This window comes from uncultured Thiodictyon sp. (assembly GCF_903828115.1).
In the GTDB taxonomy this organism is placed as follows: Bacteria; Pseudomonadota; Gammaproteobacteria; order Chromatiales; family Chromatiaceae; genus Thiodictyon.
In genome coordinates this window covers 1-16,825 of record NZ_CAIKKU010000835.1, presented here as the reverse complement: position 1 = coordinate 16,825, position 16,825 = coordinate 1, and the positions used below count along the sequence as shown (strand labels likewise).

General features: G+C 69.6%; 17 protein-coding genes. 5 read left to right on the top strand and 12 right to left on the bottom strand.

Features of this window, described 5'->3' with window-relative positions; all coding sequences use genetic code 11:
- Positions 1-1,003: 1,003 nt before the first annotated feature.
- Positions 1,004-1,915 (bottom strand): hypothetical protein, encoded by a 912-nt coding sequence (locus QZY48_RS31105; RefSeq protein WP_295437931.1) that lies wholly within the window; start codon positions 1,913-1,915, stop codon positions 1,004-1,006.
- 207 nt (positions 1,916-2,122) lie between these two features.
- Here QZY48_RS31105 and QZY48_RS31100 point away from each other — a divergent pair, with 207 nt between their 5' ends.
- From QZY48_RS31100 to QZY48_RS31090, 3 genes are all read left to right on the top strand, one after another.
- Positions 2,123-2,575, top strand: a complete 453-nt coding sequence (locus QZY48_RS31100) for a hypothetical protein (protein WP_295437929.1) — start codon at positions 2,123-2,125, stop codon at positions 2,573-2,575.
- A 325-nt stretch (positions 2,576-2,900) separates the two neighbouring features.
- A complete protein-coding gene (locus QZY48_RS31095; protein WP_295437927.1) occupies positions 2,901-3,086 on the top strand; it encodes a hypothetical protein in 186 nt (61 codons plus the stop codon).
- A gap of 101 nt (positions 3,087-3,187) precedes the next feature.
- Positions 3,188-3,499: a Druantia anti-phage system protein DruA gene (locus QZY48_RS31090; RefSeq protein ID WP_295437925.1), complete on the top strand. Its 312-nt coding sequence runs from the start codon at positions 3,188-3,190 to the stop codon at positions 3,497-3,499.
- 51 nt (positions 3,500-3,550) lie between these two features.
- On the opposite strand, the gene QZY48_RS31085 is transcribed toward QZY48_RS31090, so the two are convergent.
- From QZY48_RS31085 to QZY48_RS31070, 4 genes are all read right to left on the bottom strand, one after another.
- Complete coding sequence (locus QZY48_RS31085) at positions 3,551-4,180, bottom strand: amino acid kinase (RefSeq protein WP_295437923.1); 630 nt, start codon at positions 4,178-4,180, stop codon at positions 3,551-3,553.
- A complete protein-coding gene (pabB, locus tag QZY48_RS31080; RefSeq protein ID WP_295437921.1) occupies positions 4,167-5,561 on the bottom strand; it encodes an aminodeoxychorismate synthase component I in 1,395 nt (464 codons plus the stop codon). Before pabB ends, QZY48_RS31085 begins: the two co-directional genes overlap by 14 nt.
- Before the next feature lie 118 nt (positions 5,562-5,679).
- Positions 5,680-6,735 (bottom strand): hydantoinase/oxoprolinase family protein, encoded by a 1,056-nt coding sequence (locus QZY48_RS31075; RefSeq protein WP_295437918.1) that lies wholly within the window; start codon positions 6,733-6,735, stop codon positions 5,680-5,682.
- On the bottom strand, positions 6,725-7,726 hold the full coding sequence (locus tag QZY48_RS31070; RefSeq protein WP_295437916.1) for an ATP-grasp domain-containing protein: 1,002 nt from the start codon (positions 7,724-7,726) through the stop codon (positions 6,725-6,727). The genes QZY48_RS31075 and QZY48_RS31070 overlap by 11 nt, the downstream gene beginning before the upstream one ends.
- 10 nt (positions 7,727-7,736) lie before the next feature.
- Between QZY48_RS31070 and QZY48_RS31065 the strand changes: the two genes are divergently transcribed.
- Entirely contained in the window at positions 7,737-8,426 is a 690-nt protein-coding gene (locus QZY48_RS31065) for a HisA/HisF-related TIM barrel protein (protein WP_295437914.1), read from the top strand.
- Between the two features lie 164 nt (positions 8,427-8,590).
- Here the strand turns inward: QZY48_RS31065 and fae are convergent, their stop codons facing one another.
- The 7 genes from fae to QZY48_RS31030 form a co-directional block, all read right to left on the bottom strand.
- Positions 8,591-9,103 carry a formaldehyde-activating enzyme gene (gene fae / locus QZY48_RS31060; RefSeq protein ID WP_295437912.1) on the bottom strand — a complete coding sequence of 171 codons (513 nt, stop codon included), beginning with the start codon at positions 9,101-9,103 and terminating at the stop codon, positions 8,591-8,593.
- Positions 9,104-9,122: 19 nt separating this feature from the next.
- Positions 9,123-10,085, bottom strand: coding sequence for a triphosphoribosyl-dephospho-CoA synthase (locus QZY48_RS31055; RefSeq protein ID WP_295437909.1), 963 nt, complete (start codon positions 10,083-10,085; stop codon positions 9,123-9,125).
- Positions 10,082-11,032, bottom strand: a complete 951-nt coding sequence (locus QZY48_RS31050; protein WP_295437907.1) for a RimK family alpha-L-glutamate ligase — start codon at positions 11,030-11,032, stop codon at positions 10,082-10,084. Before QZY48_RS31050 ends, QZY48_RS31055 begins: the two co-directional genes overlap by 4 nt.
- Entirely contained in the window at positions 11,029-12,018 is a 990-nt protein-coding gene (mch, locus tag QZY48_RS31045; protein ID WP_295437905.1) for a methenyltetrahydromethanopterin cyclohydrolase, read from the bottom strand. Before mch ends, QZY48_RS31050 begins: the two co-directional genes overlap by 4 nt.
- A 144-nt stretch (positions 12,019-12,162) precedes the next feature.
- Positions 12,163-13,344, bottom strand: a complete 1,182-nt coding sequence (locus QZY48_RS31040) for an ATP-grasp domain-containing protein (protein WP_295437902.1) — start codon at positions 13,342-13,344, stop codon at positions 12,163-12,165.
- On the bottom strand, positions 13,334-14,236 hold the full coding sequence (locus QZY48_RS31035) for an NAD(P)-dependent methylenetetrahydromethanopterin dehydrogenase (RefSeq protein WP_295437900.1): 903 nt from the start codon (positions 14,234-14,236) through the stop codon (positions 13,334-13,336). The genes QZY48_RS31040 and QZY48_RS31035 overlap by 11 nt, the downstream gene beginning before the upstream one ends.
- 240 nt (positions 14,237-14,476) lie before the next feature.
- The gene (locus QZY48_RS31030) at positions 14,477-15,496 is read right to left on the bottom strand and encodes a beta-ribofuranosylaminobenzene 5'-phosphate synthase family protein (protein WP_295437898.1); all 1,020 of its coding nucleotides are present in this window, start codon (positions 15,494-15,496) and stop codon (positions 14,477-14,479) included.
- Between the two features lie 732 nt (positions 15,497-16,228).
- Here QZY48_RS31030 and QZY48_RS31025 point away from each other — a divergent pair.
- A complete protein-coding gene (locus QZY48_RS31025; protein ID WP_295437896.1) occupies positions 16,229-16,813 on the top strand; it encodes a hypothetical protein in 585 nt (194 codons plus the stop codon).
- The last annotated feature ends 12 nt before the right edge of the window (positions 16,814-16,825 follow it).

Sequence of the window (16,825 nt, the reverse complement as noted above, 5' to 3'; positions counted from 1 at the left end):
GAGTGTACCGATGTCCGCCGGAGTCCTCAGGCCATGGCATGTAAGAAGAGAGACGTTCGAGAACTCGGGAAGCCCCGTAGGCTCCTGGATGAAGTAAGATGATGAAGCCGTCAGTGTTGGGACACGGGAGGGTGATGAACCCGGAAACGGCGTGGGCACGGGTGGAGTCATCGTGCATGGAGCATCCAGGCAGGCTGGCTCCGGGATTGCGCCGGGGGCGCCGGGTAACCGGCGTTCCTACGGCGGAGGCCGCACTTCCCGTGTTCATTATTCCGACATCGTTGCTGCTTTTAACTCTGCCAATCTTTATCGTGTTGCTGTTCGTCTCGTTTCGTTGCTTCGACAGACTGCTTCGCTTACAAGTGGCGTGCGCGCAGCAAGAGTGGCAAGATTATGGCTCGCCATCAGGCTATTTTTGGTCGCCGCCGGGAGCAGTGCAGTGGTCCCTACGATGGAAGGGACGGCTGTGGTCTCACTGGTTCGTCCACCCTCCAGGATGGATTCGCACTTCGTTCGGTAACACAAAGGAATACTGGCAATTTCGGCTTGTTGCCGGGCTTGCGACAATTTCGTTTGTTCTGGGGTTCATTGGCCTGGTGCAACTTTGTATTTCCCCTCTCCTATGGTTGATGTGTCAATGCACAGTCCCGTGAGACTTGTGCGGCCTAACCCATCCATCAACACGGACTGGCGCGATAAGGCCGCGCCAGCCTGCGTGCCGCGGTTTACCTACGCCCTGCACGACATCTCCGCCCGCATCAACGCCGAACTGCGGAGAGTCTGGACGCTGTGCTGCATTGAGCGGCGCGGGCGACGCGGTACGTCCGCTATCTTTCCGCGGCTGGATTCTGATTTCTGCCGACACGATGACAGAGGCGCGGACCGTTTCGGCACGGTGTCCCGTCGGCGACGCATTGGTGGATAGGGATTCTCGGGGCAGACTGCGGTTGCTTGTGTTGCCGCAAGAAAGGCAGGAACTCGTGGTCGGTCCCCGCGGTATCGGCTAAAAGCGAACCTTCAGCGTCACGCCCGCAAAGGGGGCCGTGGCGTAATCCGTAGCCGCCAGTTTGTCGCCCTGGGCATTCTCCAGTCGGAGGTTGCCCGCCGTCTTGGCCCCGGCGATCAGGCTCAGGCTGACGAAGCGCCCGAGGGTGCGCACGACGCCCAGATAGATCGGGATGGAGCTGTCCTGGCCCACGCCGTTGGGGGCCGGGCCCTGGTCGTTCAGGCGAAAGCGCTCGTTCTCGTAACGCGCGCCGAGACTGAGGGTCCAGGCGTCCGCGGGCCGCCATTCCAGGACCAGGCCGGGTCCGCGGCTGGCCGCGAGACCGCCGCCCGTGTTCAGGCTCAGGGTGTCGGTCAGGCGCCAGTCCAACGCGAGGATCGGGAACAGGCTGGCGTCACCCTCGATCTCGGAGAAGGCGCCGAACCCGGGGCCGATGGTCAAGCGGTCGCTGACCCGGTAACTGGCGGCGGCCAGCACCCCGCCGAACGCTCCGTCATCCAGGGCGGCCCCGTCCTCTGCGGCCCAGCGGATGCTCGGCAAGGCGAACAGGGTCCACCGATCCCCCAGGCGGGCGTTCAGGCTGACCCCCGCCCGGGCGCTGCGGATGGTCGACCAGGGCGCGGCGGCAGCGAGTTCCTGCGCACCGGCGGTGAAGTCGTACGCGAACTCAGCGTAACCCAGGTTCAGCCCGAGCCGCAGACTGGGGGTCAGAGGCCGGGAGACGCCGATGCGCAGCGCCGTTTCATCCATCGCGACCGTGCCGCCGCCATCGCGATCCGCGCTGAATTGGTGGGCGCCCAGCGCTTCGATCGACAGACCCCAGGCGTTGGCCGGCGGTTCGCCCGCCCCGACCCAGGACGAGATGAAGAGTAACGTCACCCCAAACCAGACAGGAGTCAATGGATGCATCGGAATGCCTCGTGTGGATTTCATATCATCATGCAAAGGGTGACAGAGGCGCGGATCGTTTCGGCACGGTGTCACGTCGGCGAAGTAATGGCAAGTCTGAGCGACGGACTTCTGCGAAAGGTGCGCGCGGCGCACTCTACCCCGATCGTCAGCCGCGGAGCGGCTGACGCTTGCGCCGCCAAGGCGCCGCGATTAATCTCCGATGCCATGGACGACAAGGGCGCCGTGCTGACCCGTCTGGTCCAGTTGGCGATGCGCTGGATCTTCAGCAAAGAGCCCCTCGCGCGGCTGGGCGACCTGCTGACGCTGATCGAGCAGGTCGAGGACCGGACCACCGCGCTGGAGATCCTGGAATCCCTATTGCGCTACTATGTGCAAGGCACCGGGCGCGTGGAAGAACGCGATGTCCGCGCCCTGTTGGAACAGAACCCCACGGGAGACCCAATCATGCAAACCTTCATCGACCGCTACATCGAGCAAGGCAGACGGGAGGGTAGACGGGAGGGTGAGGCGGCTATGCTGCTGCGGCAGATCGACCGGAAATTCGGTCCCCCGAGCGAGACGGTGCGCGCCCGCGTCGGCAGTGCGGACCCCGAGACGCTGCTGCGCTGGTCCGATCGCATCCTCACCGCGGAGAGTCTGGACGCTGTGCTGCATTGAGCGGCGCGGGAGACACAGTAACTCCGCTATCCTGCCGCGGCTGGATTCTGATGTCTGTCGATACGGTGACAGAGGCGCGGATCGTTTCGGCACGGTGTCACGTCGGCGACGCAATGGTGGATAGGAATTTGCGGGGCAGACCGCGGTTTCTTGTGTTGCCGCAGGAAAAGCAGGAAATCGTGGTCTGTCCCCGAGGTACCCCAGACCAGCGCGCCGTTTTCTTGGCGACGTCCCGGGAGGCAGACGGTCGCCTGCGATAGATCAGCACGGGCGAGCGGCTGTAAGGTCCTCGTCGGCATGCCCATATCACCAGGGAGTCACAATCATGAAAGTTCGTCAGATATTCAGTCGGCAGGAGTATGAGGCCGTACTGCACCGGCCGGTGGCCCCTGACCTGAGCCCTTGCTGGGTGGATGCGGTGGGCTTCGGGCGGGTGAGCCCGTGCGCCTTTGAGATCACCGAAGCGACCACCAAAGAATGGGAAGCCCTGCCCTGGTACTGGCGCCAATGAAGCCCTCGAAAAGGTAAAAAGCCCGGGTCGGTAGCCGCGGGTCCGCCCTAGGCCTGCTGGAGCGGCCCGCCGGCAAACCGGGTCAGGGCTGCGAAGGAGCGGTGCACTGTGGTCGCGTCTTCAGCGTCGAGGAGATCGCCGGTATCCGCCAGACGGTGGCGTGGCTGCCGCGGTTGGGGCGGCGCGCGCTGGCGGTGCGTGACCACTGGATCGGTTGGGACGCCCAGACGCGCCGGGCCAACCAGGTGCGGGTGCTCAACAACAGCCGCTTCCTGATCTTTCCCCACGTCCAGGTGCCGCACCTGGCCAGCCATGTGCTGGGACAACTGGCGCGTCCAGCAAGGCGCGTTTCGCGCTCGGTGTGGCGCGAATGTCGATGCGTTCGCTGCGGGGTTCAGGATTCCGGGACATAGGGTTATCTCCTACGGTGTTCGCCGCCAACATGGCACGGATGGTCCTGACAATCAAACCGCGGGCCGCTCCGGCGATTGCCCCTGCGCGATCACCGCCCGCCCCGGCCGACCCGCCAGCAGGTCATCGAGGGCGGGCGCGTCGGCATCTCCCAGCAGATAGACCGGCAGCCGCCCGGAGTCGGTGAAGCTCTCCAGCAGCGGGTCGACGATCGCGTTGCGGATCAGCGTGTCCAGGGCGACGGGGCCGGGGCGCAGGGGCGCGACCTTGATCAGGACCAGGGCCTGCGCCTGGAGCTGTTCGCCGAGCCAGCCGGCCAGTGAGTCGGAGGTCAGGTCCCAGGTCCGCGGCAGGTCCGGTTCGGCCATGGTCAGCGCGTACGGCAGCCAGACCGGGGTCAGGCCGCAGTAGGCCAGGGCGCGGATCTCCGACAGGCTCGCGGCCGGCGTCAGTCCGGGTTGCAGGGCGCAGAGCGCGCGGCCGTACTGCTCCATGGCGAGCAGGGCCAGCTCGTGGGCGGTGGCGTTGTCGAAGCCCATGGCGCGCTGGACGCGGCGCACCTGATCCGCGAAGGGGCCGCCGCCCGGCACCACGACGACGTCATGGCGGCCGGCCAGGGCGGCGAGCCAGGCCCGCAGGTGTTTTGAGGCGGTCAGGCTGCCGCCGATTTTAACGATCCACACGGTTGACTCGCAGTCGCTCCAAGAGGTCCAAGAGGGGGGCGGCCTTGTCGAAGGTCTCCCGGTATTCGGACTGCGCATCGGAGTCCGCGACGATCCCGCCCCCGGCCCAGAGGCGGGTGAGGCCGCCGGAGTGGACCAGGGTGCGGATGGCGATGTTGGTATCCATGGCCCCATCGAAGCCAAGATAACCGATGGCCCCGCAGTAGATCCCGCGCCGATTGGGTTCCAACTCCTCGATGATCTCCATCGCCCGCCGTTTGGGCGCGCCGGTGATGGAGCCGCCGGGGAAGCAGGCACGCAGCAGGTCCAGGGCAGTACGGCCCGCCGCCAGGCGCCCGCACACGGTACTGACCAGGTGATGGACGCGGGCGAAGGACTCCACCGCGAAGAGCGTCGGGACCTCGATACTGCCGATGGCGCAGACGCGGCCTAAGTCATTGCGCAACAGGTCCACGATCATGAGGTTCTCCGCCCGGTCCTTGGGGCTTGCGCGCAGTTCCTCGGCGAGGCGCAGGTCCTCGCCCGGGTCCGCCCCCCGGGGCCGCGTGCCCTTGATGGGCTTGGTCTCCACCAGGGCGTTGCGCACCCGCAGGAAGCGCTCCGGCGAGGAGCACAGCACCTGACAATCGGGCGCCCCCAGGTAGGCGCCAAAGGGGGCAGGGTTCATCACCCGCAGCGCCCGGTAGGCCAGCCAGGGGTCGCCCTGGGTCGGCGCCGCAAAGCGCTGGGCCAGATTGACCTGGTAACAATCGCCTTCGCGCAGGTAGCGCTGGATGCGGGCGAAGGCGTCGAGATACTGGGCCCGGCTCAGGTTCGCGCGCACCCGGTCCAGGACGCGGAAGGGCACCCGCGGCGCTCCCGCCCCGCGGTCGGCGGGCGCCCCCGCGAACCGGCGCCGATAGCCCTCAAGGTCAGCAAAATCCGTCCCCACCAGCCGGCTACGCCGGGCCTCATGGTCGACCACCAGCGCCCAGTCATAGATGCCGAGGGCCAGTTCCGGCGTGCCCTCGGCGTCCGCCGCCAGACACGGCAAAGGCCCCAGCCGACGCGCCAGGTCGTAGGCGAACCAGCCGATGGCCCCGCCGCTGAAGGGCAAATCCGGCACCCCGGGGCGGGCGGGCCCGAGCGCCTCCTGTACCAGCTCGAAGGGGTCGGCCCGGGAGACCTGGACCACGGACCCGGTGCGGATCTCGGTCGTCGGCCCGCGGGTGACCAGGACCCGGCGGGGGTCCGCGCTCAGGATGTCGTAGCGCCCCTGGGTACAGCCGGGCCGCCCGCTGTCCAGGAACATGGGCCAGGCCCGCCCGAGCAGTGACGCGAACAGCGGGGCACTGTCCGGCCGGTAGGGCAGGTCCAAGACTTGGGGCGGATCAAACGTCATCGTCTTAAGAAAGTACGTTAGTACGTTAGTACGTTAGTACGGGGGAGCCTCGCCCGCTCGGGGCGGTTCCTCTTCCCGTACTTCCGTACTAACGTACTCACGTACTCTTCTTTCGTACTCACGTACTTTCTTCTAACGCCAGACGGGCCACCGCCGCCGCCGGCGCGCAGTCCGCCACCTCGGGGCCGTCCGCGGCACCGGGGAATTGCTCCTCGAACAGGGCGCCGAATCCCAGGTAGGCGCGCCCCAGCCGGGCGGCCAGGCGGCGGGCCAGGAAGCGTCCGACCCCGGCCCCTAAGATGGGGGCGTCCGCCGCCAGTTCGCCGCGGGAGAGCAGACAGTCGCAGGCATCGGTCAGGGTCCGCAACTGCCCCTCCGCCAGGTGGTCGGCCAGTCGGTGCCAGGCGGCCGGGTCCGTGGCGGCGGCGTCGAGCCCCAGCATCCGGGCCAGCCGCCCCGCGCTGGCGGCACTGGTCTTGGCGCGGCCGTCGGCGCTCGGCATCAGGTCCGCGTGGGCGGGCAGTTCCCCGGTCAGCCGGTAGATATCCGCGGTGGTCGCGAAGTGCTCGGCCATCAGCGCCACCCAGTGCCCGCCGAAGGGGACGCGCCGGGCCAGGGCCATCACCGGCGTGCGCACCACGCCGCTGTAAACCAGTTCGCCCGCCGCCAGGCGCTCATGGTCGCGGTAGCCGCGGGCGCTGACCTGCCCCGCGCGGAAGGGTACCAGGTCGCTGGTGGTGCTGCCGATGTCCACCAGGACCCCTTCCGGAAAGTGCCGGGCCGCCAGGGACGCGCTGGCCATCCAGTTGGCCGAGGCGATCTGATCCGGCGCCGCCGCGGCGGCGGCCGGTTCCAGGAGGCCGGCGGGGCCCGCGTAGACCCGGACCTCCTCCGCGGGAAAGCGGCGCTGCATCCGCTCGATCAGGGCCAGGACGCCCGTCGCGCGATCCTCGAACAGGTCGGTGAGCTCCCCGGTCATGGTCACCGCGTGGCGGGTCGCGCGCGCCCCCAGCGACCCCAGCACGCGGTCGATGGCAGCGTCCAGGTGGTCCAGCCCCTGCCACAGGGGACAGGCGACCTGCAGGACCGCCTCGCTTTGGCCGCGGGCGTCGAGTGCGACGACCTTGAGGTGGGCGCCGCCTAAGTCCCACCCTAACCAGCGCTCACGCGGCACCGGCATACTCCAGACAGACGTCGACCGCCAGGCCCCCGACGGCGCCCTGCCGGGGGCGGGCCCCGGCCAGCAGGTCCAACACCAGGCCCGCCGGGTTGCGTTGCAAGGATTCGCGCAGACCCACGTAGGAGGTCGTGAGGCGCGGGTTGACCTCCAGCACCAGCGGGCCCTCGGCGGCGGCGATCAGGTCCACCCCCGCATAGCCCCACAGATCCGGCAGGGCCGCGGTCACGTCACCGGCGAGGCGGCGCCACCGGGGGTCCCCCGCGCCCAGTCCGTTGACCACGCAGCCCAACAGCATCAGCCCCTCGTCCATGACGGCAATGCGCTGACGATTGACGCTGAGCAGGTTGACCTCCCCGTCCTTGGCCAGCAGGCTCAGGCTTGCCGCCGTGCCCTGGATGAAGGGCTGGGCCACGAAGGTCTCCGCCTGCGTCAATTGCTCCCAGTAGCGGGACAGGCTGTCGCGGTCGCGGCACAGTCGGATCCCCAGGCACCCGACCCCGTCGTCCGGCTTCAGGACCCAGGGTCCCGGCAGCGGCGGCAACCGATCCGCGGCGCCGAAGGTCGGCACCACCGGCACCCCCTGGGCCTCCAGGAGCCGGATCGTCCGGAGCTTGCTGGCGGCCGTGCGCACCGCCGCCGGGCGGCTGTTGAGCAGTGGTCGGTCGGCCGCGAGGATGGCTTGGCTTATCCCTTCCAGGATACCCTGGTGCTCGGGGGCGATGGGCCACACCGCGTCCGCCCCCGCCAGGGCCTGGGCCCAGACCCGGGGGAAGTCCGCCGCGTCGTGCACCGGGCGGCAGTCCGCGGGCAGGCGGGGCAGCGCCAGGCGGGCGTCCCGGGTGATGATGCACTCCACCCCGTCCAGGGCCGCGAGATCGGCGACCAGGGCACGCAGCATCAGGTCCCCCTCCCGCACCAGGGAAGGGGGCAGTCCGGCCCCCAGCAGGCCGCCACCGGTCACATATTCAAAGACGAAAACGCGCATGGCGAACCTGATGAAACTGATTCCTGTCATCGACCTGAAGGGCGGCCTGGTGGTCGCCGCCCGGCTCGGGGACCGCCGCCGCTATGCGCCGATCGCAAGCCCCCTGTGTCCCGCGGTTGAACCCGCCGCAGTGGCGGCGGCCCTGCTGGGGCTCCACCCCTTCGCGATCCTTTATATCGCCGACCTCGACGCCATCGGAGGCGGTACCGGTCACCTGGAGGTGGTCGAGCGGCTGCACCGGCAACACCCAAGGGTCAGTCTGTGGGTCGACCGCGGCCTGACCGATCTGGCGCGGCTCGTGCGCGTGGCCCGACCCGTGATCGGCAGCGAGTCCATTAACGATCTCGCTCAGTGGGCGGATCTGAAGGCCCGCCTGGATGCCCCGGTGCTGTCCCTGGACTATCGGGCCGACCAGTTCCTGGGGCCGGCGGGGCTCGACCGGCGGCCCGATCTGTGGCCGACGGACCTCATCCTCATGACCCTGGCCCGGGTCGGCAGCGGCCAGGGTCCGGACCTGGACCGCCTGGGCGCCCTGCGCCGGCTGGCCCCCGGCCACCGGGTCTATGCGGCGGGCGGGGTGCGCGACGCGGCGGACCTGCGGCAACTGCGCGCACTGGGGGTATCCGGGGCGCTCGTCTCCACCGCGCTGCACCAGGGGCGTATCGGCCCCGGCGACCTGGCCGAACTGGACGACGCCTAGCCGGGACTTCGTATTATTCATGCAAGACCCCTGCCGGGGCCAATGGACCCACGTAGGGTCCGCTGTGCGGACCGATGTCGCCGACAAGCCCTGGTCCGCACAGCGGACCCTACGCGGTCATTGACCGCTCGGGACCGGGCGCCCAAGCGCCCGGTCCCGCAGCGTCAGTTGTGCGCGGCGAAGGGGTGGGCGGAGCCGGCCTTTTGCTTCACCACGTCGGCGGCCTTGGGCTCGCCGGCGATGGCGCGCTTGATCGACTCCTTGGTCGCCTGATAGTTGTAGTCCTGGATCTTGGCGTCGTCCTCGGCCTGCCAGTGGATGAAGACACCGACACAGATGAAGATGTCGTCGGCCTCGGCGGCCGGGATGGTGCCGTCCTCCACGCAATCGGCCACCGCCATGGCCACGCCGCGCTGGGCGGGTCCGAACATCTGCACCGCCTGCTTGGCCCCCTTGATGGTGACCTTGTTGAACATCAGGGTGCTGGGCTTGACCGGCAGGTTGGGGGCGACCACCGCCAGCAGGGCGGTGAAGCCGTCCTTGTTGTTCACCAGACCGTTGCAGAAGGCGGTCTCGGCGGCGGAGCCGCGCGGCCCCATGATCAGGTCGATGTGGGCGACCTCGTTGCCCTCGCCGACCAGGGACTCACCGACCAGGACTTTATTGATGACTGGCATTGTTTTCTCTCCTTACTCTTCAGGTGTAGCAGATGGATCGCAGCGGGGCCGGGGTGTCCGGTCCGATGCGGGGAAGACGGCGGGGGTCCGCCGCGGATAGTGAAATCGGGTTTGAGGGCGCAAGCCCAGCGATCAGCAGGCTGGCCACCGTCAGGTCCGCGCAACTGCCGGGGTTGAGGCCGGCCTCCTTCAGTTCGCGATCGAGCCGCAGCAGGGCCTCCCGAAAGGGCTCCGGGCGCGCCGCCCGGACCAGGTCGGCGGCGATGGGCGCGGCCCGCCGGGTCACCGCACGCGCCCGCGCGGGCCCCAGTTTACGGGCGATGTGCGTGTCGGGAAACCGCCCGAGAAAATCCAGGTAGAGCCCGGCGGCGGCCCAGGCGGGGTCCTGCCAGCGGGCCTGCAACTGTCCGAACAGCGGGACCGCGCGCTCGAACAGGTCCCGGAAGCCGGCGGCATATTGGGCCGCGATCAGGTCCCGGTCGGCCGCCAGCGCCATGACCGCGAGCGGCGTGGCGGTGGCCGGCGCGGCCACGTCGTGCTGCGCCGACTCACCCAGGCCGCCGGGGGCGGCGAGCCGGATCGCCCGGTTGAGCCAGTCCATGTCGCGGCGATCGGCAGCGCGCAGTACGGTTACGAGCCGCGCGCGCAGCGTCGCCGGGGCGGCCGGGTCCAGCGCCGCCTGGATCAGGGGGGCGCAGAGCAGGATGATCCCCAGATTCGTATTGCAGCCGACGGCCGCACGGGTCGCGGCCACCGCGCGGTAGACCCGCTCCCCGAGTCCCAGGCCGGGCTCGGTCAGGGGGTCGGCGCTGACCGCGGCGCTGGTCATGAAGTCCGCGACCGTCATCCCGTGCCCGGCGGACGCGCGGTGGACGTTACCGGGCTTGAGCGCGTCCAGTTCCAGGGCGCAGGCCGCCCGGTAGGCGTCGCCGATCCGCCGCCGCGCCGCGTCCCCGCACGCGCTCCGGGACTGCGCCGTCATCCCACCGCCTCCATGCGCGGGGCGCCCCGATGGCGGCGCAACAGGTCGGCGACCAGGGCCGCGGCGAGGTCGAACCCGCACACCTGCTGCAGCCCCTTCCAGGCCGGGACCCCATTGACCTCGATGACCCAGGCGCGCCCGGCGGTGTCGCGCAGGATATCGACCCCCGCGTAGGCCATCTCCAGGGTCCGGGCGGCCGCCTCCGCCAGGTCCCGCAGATCCGGGGTCAGGTCGGCCGGGTGGCAGGTGGCGCCCTGGGCGACATTGGTGATCCAGCCGGTGGGCGCGCTGCGGCGCATGGCCGCCACCGCCCGCGCGCCGATCACGAAGACCCGGAAGTCCTGGGCCTGCGCCGTGTCCCCCGGGATGAAGCGCTGGAGATAGTGGATGGCGTTGCCGACGGGGCGCGGCAGGGCGGCCTGGTCCTTGCCGCTCAAGCGGGTCAGGCCCTCCCCCTGGGAGCCGAACAAGGGTTTCAGGACCAGATCATGGCCTGCGGCCAGTTCCCGTGCGAGCACCCGGCCGGCCTCGTCCGGGTCGCGCACGACCCAGGCCGGCGGGGTCGGGACCCCTGCGGTATGGAGCAGGAAGCTCGTCATGCCCTTGTCGACGCTGCGCTCGATCGCACCGCCGTCGTTGTAGACCAGGACCCCCAGGCGGCGCAGGGCATGGAGCACGTCCAGGTAATAGACGACCTCCTCCAGGGTGCCGCCGGGGACGCCGCGCACGAAGGCGGCGTCCGGCAGGGCGTCGAAACCGGGGAGGTGCAGGCCCGGCCCCCCGGCCGAGAGGTCGAAATGACAGGCCGTGAGCGAGACATAGCGCCCCTCCCAGCCGCGTTCGGCCAGGGCCGCGCACAGGCGCGCACCGTGCCAGCCGGGGTCGTCGGTGAAGATGGCGACGGCGGGCGCGGCCCGCGTCCGCGCGGGATGGGGCCGCGCCGTCACGCGACGCACCCGAAGGAGGCGGCCAGCAGCTCGGCATCGACCCGCCCGGCGGAGAAGGTCCGGCCGCTGTCCAGGGCCGTCACCCGGATGCGCGCCGGGCTGAAGAGCAGTGGGTCGATCTGGAAGAAATCGTAGTTGTAGGCCTTGAAGACCTCCGCGAAGGGTCGGCCATAGTCGCGCGACGCGCCGCTCGGCAGTCGCAGGGCCAGGTCTTGCGCGGCTTCGTCGGTACCGGTGACGAAGAGTTGGACCTGGCCGGCGAAGAGGATGGCGTCATTGGTGCGGCCCATGGCGGTCACGAAGTCCGATGCCGGGGGCGGCAGGGGGGCGCTGCCGAAGCCGTCGCGGATGGCGTGCAGGTCGAAGCCCAGGGTGTGGGCCTTGTGCAGGGCAACTTCCAGGACCCGGGCGACGATCTGCACGGTGCCGACGAGGCTGCGGGTCGGGGTCAGGATCAGGGTGAGCCCGTCCGGTGCGATGCCGCAGTCGCGGGCGATCTTCTCGACCAGCGGCGCGGGGGGGCGACGGTCGACCTCCAGCACCAGCACGGCGCGCTCGCAGTGGTCCCGGTAGCCCAGTTCCGCGAACAGGGGCTCCTTACCGGTCAGGGCGCGCGCGGGGCCCGACCCCAGGGCCTGGAAGGCGCCCTTGCCCTCCCCGTGGCTCAGGCCCCAGCCGGCATACTGGCTCCCCAGGCAGGCGAGCACCGGGTCGGTGGTCGAGACCTCCACCCCGAGCGGCCAATCCCCGAGCGGGCCGCCCACTGCGAGGCCGCCGCGCAGGCTGACCCGCCCGAGCCCGCCCAGGCAGACCTGCGCGATGCGCCGACCGGCCTCCAGGCCCCCGGGTACGTCGATGCCCCCGTCCACCACCAGGCAACCGTTATCCAGGCGCTCGAGCCCCAGGCGCAGCCGCCCCGCGTCCGCTACCAGGGCGTCCACCAGGGGGGCGGTCAGGGCGTTCAGGCTTATCGTTGGTTCAGTCATCGCAGTGCCTTAAGTAACGAGTCAAGAACAAGTTATACACAATCGTTGTCGTTGTCGTAATCGGAGACGCGATGCACTTTGGGGTGCGAGAGAATTCGGGGTATTACGATAACCTCGATTACGACAACGACAACGAAAATGGCGCTACAGGCGGTCCCTAATGGAGTTGTTCAACTCGTTTGTGATCCGCTCCGTAACGTACTCACGTACTTCCTCCGCGCGGGCCGCGAGCATCGACTCCACCAGATCGGCGTCCGGACCCTGGGCCAGCACGGTGCACAGGGGCGCACCGCGCGCAATTGCGGTGCCGGCCGCCGGGCGGTCCCGGGACCAGTCGGGCCAGCGGACCTCGGCGGGGATGGTCAGATCGGCAGTCGCATAGACGACCCGCTGGCCGGCGACCTGGGCGGCGCGCCGCGGCGGCTCCCCGGACAGGTCCCCCAGGCAGGCGCGCGCGTGGCGCCGGATCCAGCCGCCCTCGCACTGGCCCTCGTAGAGGCTCATGGTTGCGGACGGCCGGGGGTTGATGTCCAGCAGGTAAGGTTGCCCCTGGTGCAGGATGAAGTCCAGGTTGTTGAGGCCGCGCAGCCCGAGCGCGCCGACCAGGGATCGGCACCAGTGCGTGACCGTGGTGCGCACCGGGTCGCTCAGGGCCGCCTGGCCGATCGCCCCGCCATAGAGGAAGGGGCGCCGCGGATCGGCGTCGGCCACCAGCAGGCGGTTGCAGCCGATGACCTCGAGCCCCCGGCCATCGGCGATGAACAGGATCGACCTCAAGTCGCCCTCCTGAAAGCGCTGGAACAGGTGGGGTGCCGCGGGGCGCGGATCGCCCGCACGCCAGGGGCCTACCCCGAGACCACCACACCCGCCGCACGCCTTCACCAGCCAGCGCCCCGGGTCGTCCGCCGGGGGCGGGTCCAGACGCGTCTGCGGGTGCGCGATCGTGAGCCCATCAAGCAGGGTGCAGAACTGTTGCGGGTCCCGGAGCAGGCGCAGGACCGCGGGGTCATTGCCCAGGAGGCGCAGCCCCGCGGGCAGGTTGGTCAGCACCTCGGGCGCGGACTCCAAGCCGGACCCATAGACCAGACCCAGGTCAGATCCCGCGGCGGCGACCTCCTGGAGCGCCGCGCCCAGGCGCCGCGGCTCCAGACCCCAGCCCGCCCCCAGATCCACCAGCGGCACCCGGGTGCAGGGTCCGAGCGCCTGGGTGTCCAGGTCGCAGAAGCCGTCCAGGACCCGCACCCGAAAGCCGCCGCGCACCGCCGACTCGGCGATGGCCCGCGCGCTGGCGGCCACCAGGAGCAGGTCGGCGGGCTCACTCGACATGTCGGCGCGCCATCTCGAAGGCCGCGTCCAGCCCCAGGTATTGGGGCGAGTCCGCCTCGTGCATCTGCCGCAGGAGGCCCTGCTGGACCCGGTACTTGATGTTGCCGACGGCCAGCGCCCCCAGGCCCAGGGCCCCGCCCGCGGCGCCGGGGAGCGGGGCGCCGTTGTCCATCACCCCAATCCCCTCGATGCCCGCAGGCGGGACGGCGTTGACGTCGCAGGCGACCTTCAGCCGTGCGGACCGGCCGACCTGGTGGGTGCGCAACACCTGCACCCCGGCCGCCGCGGCATTGAAGACCAGATCCGCCGTGTCCATCAGGGCCAGGATCTCCTCGTCGGTGCCGGCATAGGCCGCACTGATCTCGACCCCGCAGTGCTCGTTGCAATGCCGCGCCGCCTCCTGCGCGCGCGGCAGGTCCAGGAGGCTCACGATCTGCGTCTGCGCCCCGGCGCGGGCGCTCAGGATGGCCGCGGCCGAGCCCACCGGGCCGGTGCCGCCGAAGACGAGCACCCGCAGCCCCGCAAGCCCGGTCTGGAAACCGCGCCGCAGCCAGCCCTCCGCCCCGGCGACCATGGCCGCGGCGGTGGTGAAGGCGCCGCTCGGGTCGGCGAAGACCGAGACCTCGAAGGGGGGCACCATGGCGGCGCGGGCCGCGGCCAGCATGTCCATGGCCAGATGGATGTCGCGCCCGCCCAGGAAGACGCCGGTGCGTGCCACACCCCGGGGACCGCGGGAGAAGATGGCGTCCTGGATCAGTCCGGTCACCTCCTCCAGGGCCACATGGGAGTAGGCCGTGCAGGCCGTCCAGCCGGCGTCATAGGCCATGTTCACGTCGAAGGGGCTCAGATTCTTCGCGGCCGTAATCATGTGCAGGAGATAAGGTTTTTCCACTGGTATTGCTCAGGCCGGTGATTCGGTGGATGGGGTTCTTTGAGGAACGGTGCGCCAATAAGTTAAACAAATCCATTAGCGAATGCTGTTAGCGTCGTTGTCGTTGTCGTAATCGAGGTTATCGAAGTGCCTCGGATCGTATCGCTTCTCCGATTACGACAACGATTGTGTTTGTGTCTAACCTGTTCTCGACTCTATACTAATGCTGACTGCTGACTGCTGACGACCGATCGACAGGCATCAGCGGGTGACGGACTGCACGGTTGTCTGTATCGGGTCCGGTTCGCCGTCCACGCGGGCGCCCCGATTGCGCCCGGCGGCGATGCGGTAACCCAGGGGTGAGCGGTCACCGAAGCGTGCCTTGAGCCCCAATTCCAGCGCCCGTGCCTGCTCCGCGTCCGCCGCCAGAATGAAGCCGGTCGGGCCCCAGGACGACTGGCCGTTGCCGACAAACCCCTGCGCCGTCGCCCAGTCCAGGGCGGCGGCCACGGCCGGGGAGGCGAAACAGCCGCCTTGGGCGGGGGCGAAGTGGGCGCCGACCGCGCGCTGGATCTCCCCGATCGCCCCCGCCACGTCTTCAAACCGTTCCTCCAGCAGTCCCGGCACCAACTGCATCAGGAGCAACCGACACAGGTGCCCGGCAGTGGCCGCGGGGAACTGCGGCAGTTGCGCGAAGGCGTGCGCCTCCCGTTCACCGTGAAGCCCCTGCTCCCGCTGATCCAGCAGCAACAGGACCCGCCAGTCGGCCGGGAAGGGCAGGCGCATGACCACCGGCGGCACCGCCGTCAGGTCACCGCGCCCGCAATCGCAGATGAATCCGCCGTCCTCGAAGGCGCCGATCCCGATGCCCGAGCGCTGCCCGCGCCCCAGGGTCGCGGCGATGCCGCGGCAATCCGCCGGGGCGCCCGCGGCGTCCGCTACGCACAGGTGCTCCAAGGCGGTGCCGACCGCCAGTGCCATCTGGGTCCCGGAGCCCAGGCCCGCATGATCGGGGATGGTCTCGCTCAAGCGGATGCGCACCCCGCCGCGCAGGCCGCGGGCGGTCGAGTAGGCCCGCGCATAGGCCAGGGCGCGCGCGGCCCCCGGTCCCTCGGCGCTGAATTCCTCGGCCGGCTCGGCCTGCAACCGGGTCGCGAAGGCGTCGATCGTCAGACCCAGGCTGCCGAAACGCCGGCCCAGGCCGCCGTTCAGGTCCAGAAACCCCAGATGCAGCCGGGCCGGGGCCTCTACGCGGATCGAGGGGTCAGGGCGGCTGCTCATGGGTGGCGTCATGACTCGGGAGGTGGCGGTGGCGTGCTTTTGAAGACCATTAGCGAGTCCCAGTGCAACGCCCGTGCCATGGGACCGAAAGATCCCTGGCGGCGCCGCGACCGCAGACCCGCGCGGGCCCGAGATTATAACTCTAGCCACCCTGCTGGACGGGAGGGCGTCGGTCCGCACAGCGAACCCTACGGGCGCGAGGCCGTAGGGTCCGCTGCGCGGACCGCAGACCGCGCAGTGGGGCGATTGGCCGAATTTCTGATCAAGGCCCCCGCACGGTTCGGCGTTCCACCCGCCGGGTCAACACCAGGTGCGTCTGCTCGGCCACGCCGTCATCCCTGTCCCTTTACTGAATCAGTGTGTCACGCCTCAGCCGTCGCCGACGATGCGGGTTGGGCGGGCCTCGCCCGGATGCCGGCCCGGCGGCGCCCCGTCGGCATTGCGCTTGCGCTTGCTCGAGCGTAGAAACTGGCCGGCATCCAGAGGTCTGGCGTGACGGGGCGCCGGACCCGCTCGCCGCGGGGCTCGCCCGGTTGGACGGTTACCTGGACGGACTCGGACTCGCAACCGGCCGGCTGATAATCTTCGACCGGCGCGCCGACCAGCCGCCGATCGCGCGGCGGACCACCGTCAGCGCGGCCGAGAGCCCGGCGCGGCGGCCGCCGGCGGTCATCCGCGCTTGAGCCCTGAGAATACCATGAGCAATCCGCTCCAGATACGGAACCAGCAGCAATGACAACCAGACACGATGCAAATGGGTGGGCCGCCGCGGCAGTGATGATGACGGTGGCCGCCGCTCCGGCGCCCGCCGCAATCAGCAATGAGGATCTGGCAAAACTCGCGCAGAACCCGGTGGCGCGCATGATCAGCCTGCCGTTCCAGAACAACACCAATCTCCACTACGGCCCGCAGGCGGGTACGCAGAACATACTCAACATCCAGCCGGTCATCCCGGTGCCGCTCACTCACGACTGGAACCTCATCACGCGCACCGTCATGCCGGTCATGTGGATGCCCCCGCTGGGGCCAGAGCGCGACGGCACCATCGGTATCGGCGATACCACCGTTACGGCCTTTCTCTCGCCGGCCAAGCCCGGCCGCATGGTCTGGGGGGCCTTGATCATAATTCCGGCCACCCTGGGCGATATCCGGCCATCGAGACTTAACAAAAACACACGGTTACGTCGCAAAAGCCCCGCTACGCCAGCGGCATTGGCCGGGTCGGGTAGCCAGGCGACGTTACCGCCACCCAGCCCCCTAAGAACCGTGCTTGCGACTTTCACCGCACACGGCTCAAGCCTTGATAAGCCCCAGTGACAGAGCCGGCCG

Excerpts from the sequence above, each read along its gene's own strand:
- QZY48_RS31105 (WP_295437931.1), bottom strand. The coding sequence starts at position 1,915 with ATGCATCCATTGACTCCTGTCTGGTTTGGGGTGACGTTACTCTTCATC.
- QZY48_RS31100 (WP_295437929.1), top strand. The coding sequence starts at position 2,123 with ATGGACGACAAGGGCGCCGTGCTGACCCGTCTGGTCCAGTTGGCGATG.
- QZY48_RS31095 (WP_295437927.1), top strand. The coding sequence starts at position 2,901 with ATGAAAGTTCGTCAGATATTCAGTCGGCAGGAGTATGAGGCCGTACTG.
- pabB (WP_295437921.1), bottom strand. The coding sequence starts at position 5,561 with ATGACGTTTGATCCGCCCCAAGTCTTGGACCTGCCCTACCGGCCGGAC.
- QZY48_RS31070 (WP_295437916.1), bottom strand. The coding sequence starts at position 7,726 with ATGCGCGTTTTCGTCTTTGAATATGTGACCGGTGGCGGCCTGCTGGGG.
- QZY48_RS31065 (WP_295437914.1), top strand. The coding sequence starts at position 7,737 with ATGAAACTGATTCCTGTCATCGACCTGAAGGGCGGCCTGGTGGTCGCC.
- fae (WP_295437912.1), bottom strand. The coding sequence starts at position 9,103 with ATGCCAGTCATCAATAAAGTCCTGGTCGGTGAGTCCCTGGTCGGCGAG.
- QZY48_RS31055 (WP_295437909.1), bottom strand. The coding sequence starts at position 10,085 with ATGACGGCGCAGTCCCGGAGCGCGTGCGGGGACGCGGCGCGGCGGCGG.
- mch (WP_295437905.1), bottom strand. The coding sequence starts at position 12,018 with ATGACTGAACCAACGATAAGCCTGAACGCCCTGACCGCCCCCCTGGTG.
- QZY48_RS31040 (WP_295437902.1), bottom strand. The coding sequence starts at position 13,344 with ATGTCGAGTGAGCCCGCCGACCTGCTCCTGGTGGCCGCCAGCGCGCGG.
- QZY48_RS31030 (WP_295437898.1), bottom strand. The coding sequence starts at position 15,496 with ATGAGCAGCCGCCCTGACCCCTCGATCCGCGTAGAGGCCCCGGCCCGG.
- QZY48_RS31025 (WP_295437896.1), top strand. The coding sequence starts at position 16,229 with ATGACAACCAGACACGATGCAAATGGGTGGGCCGCCGCGGCAGTGATG.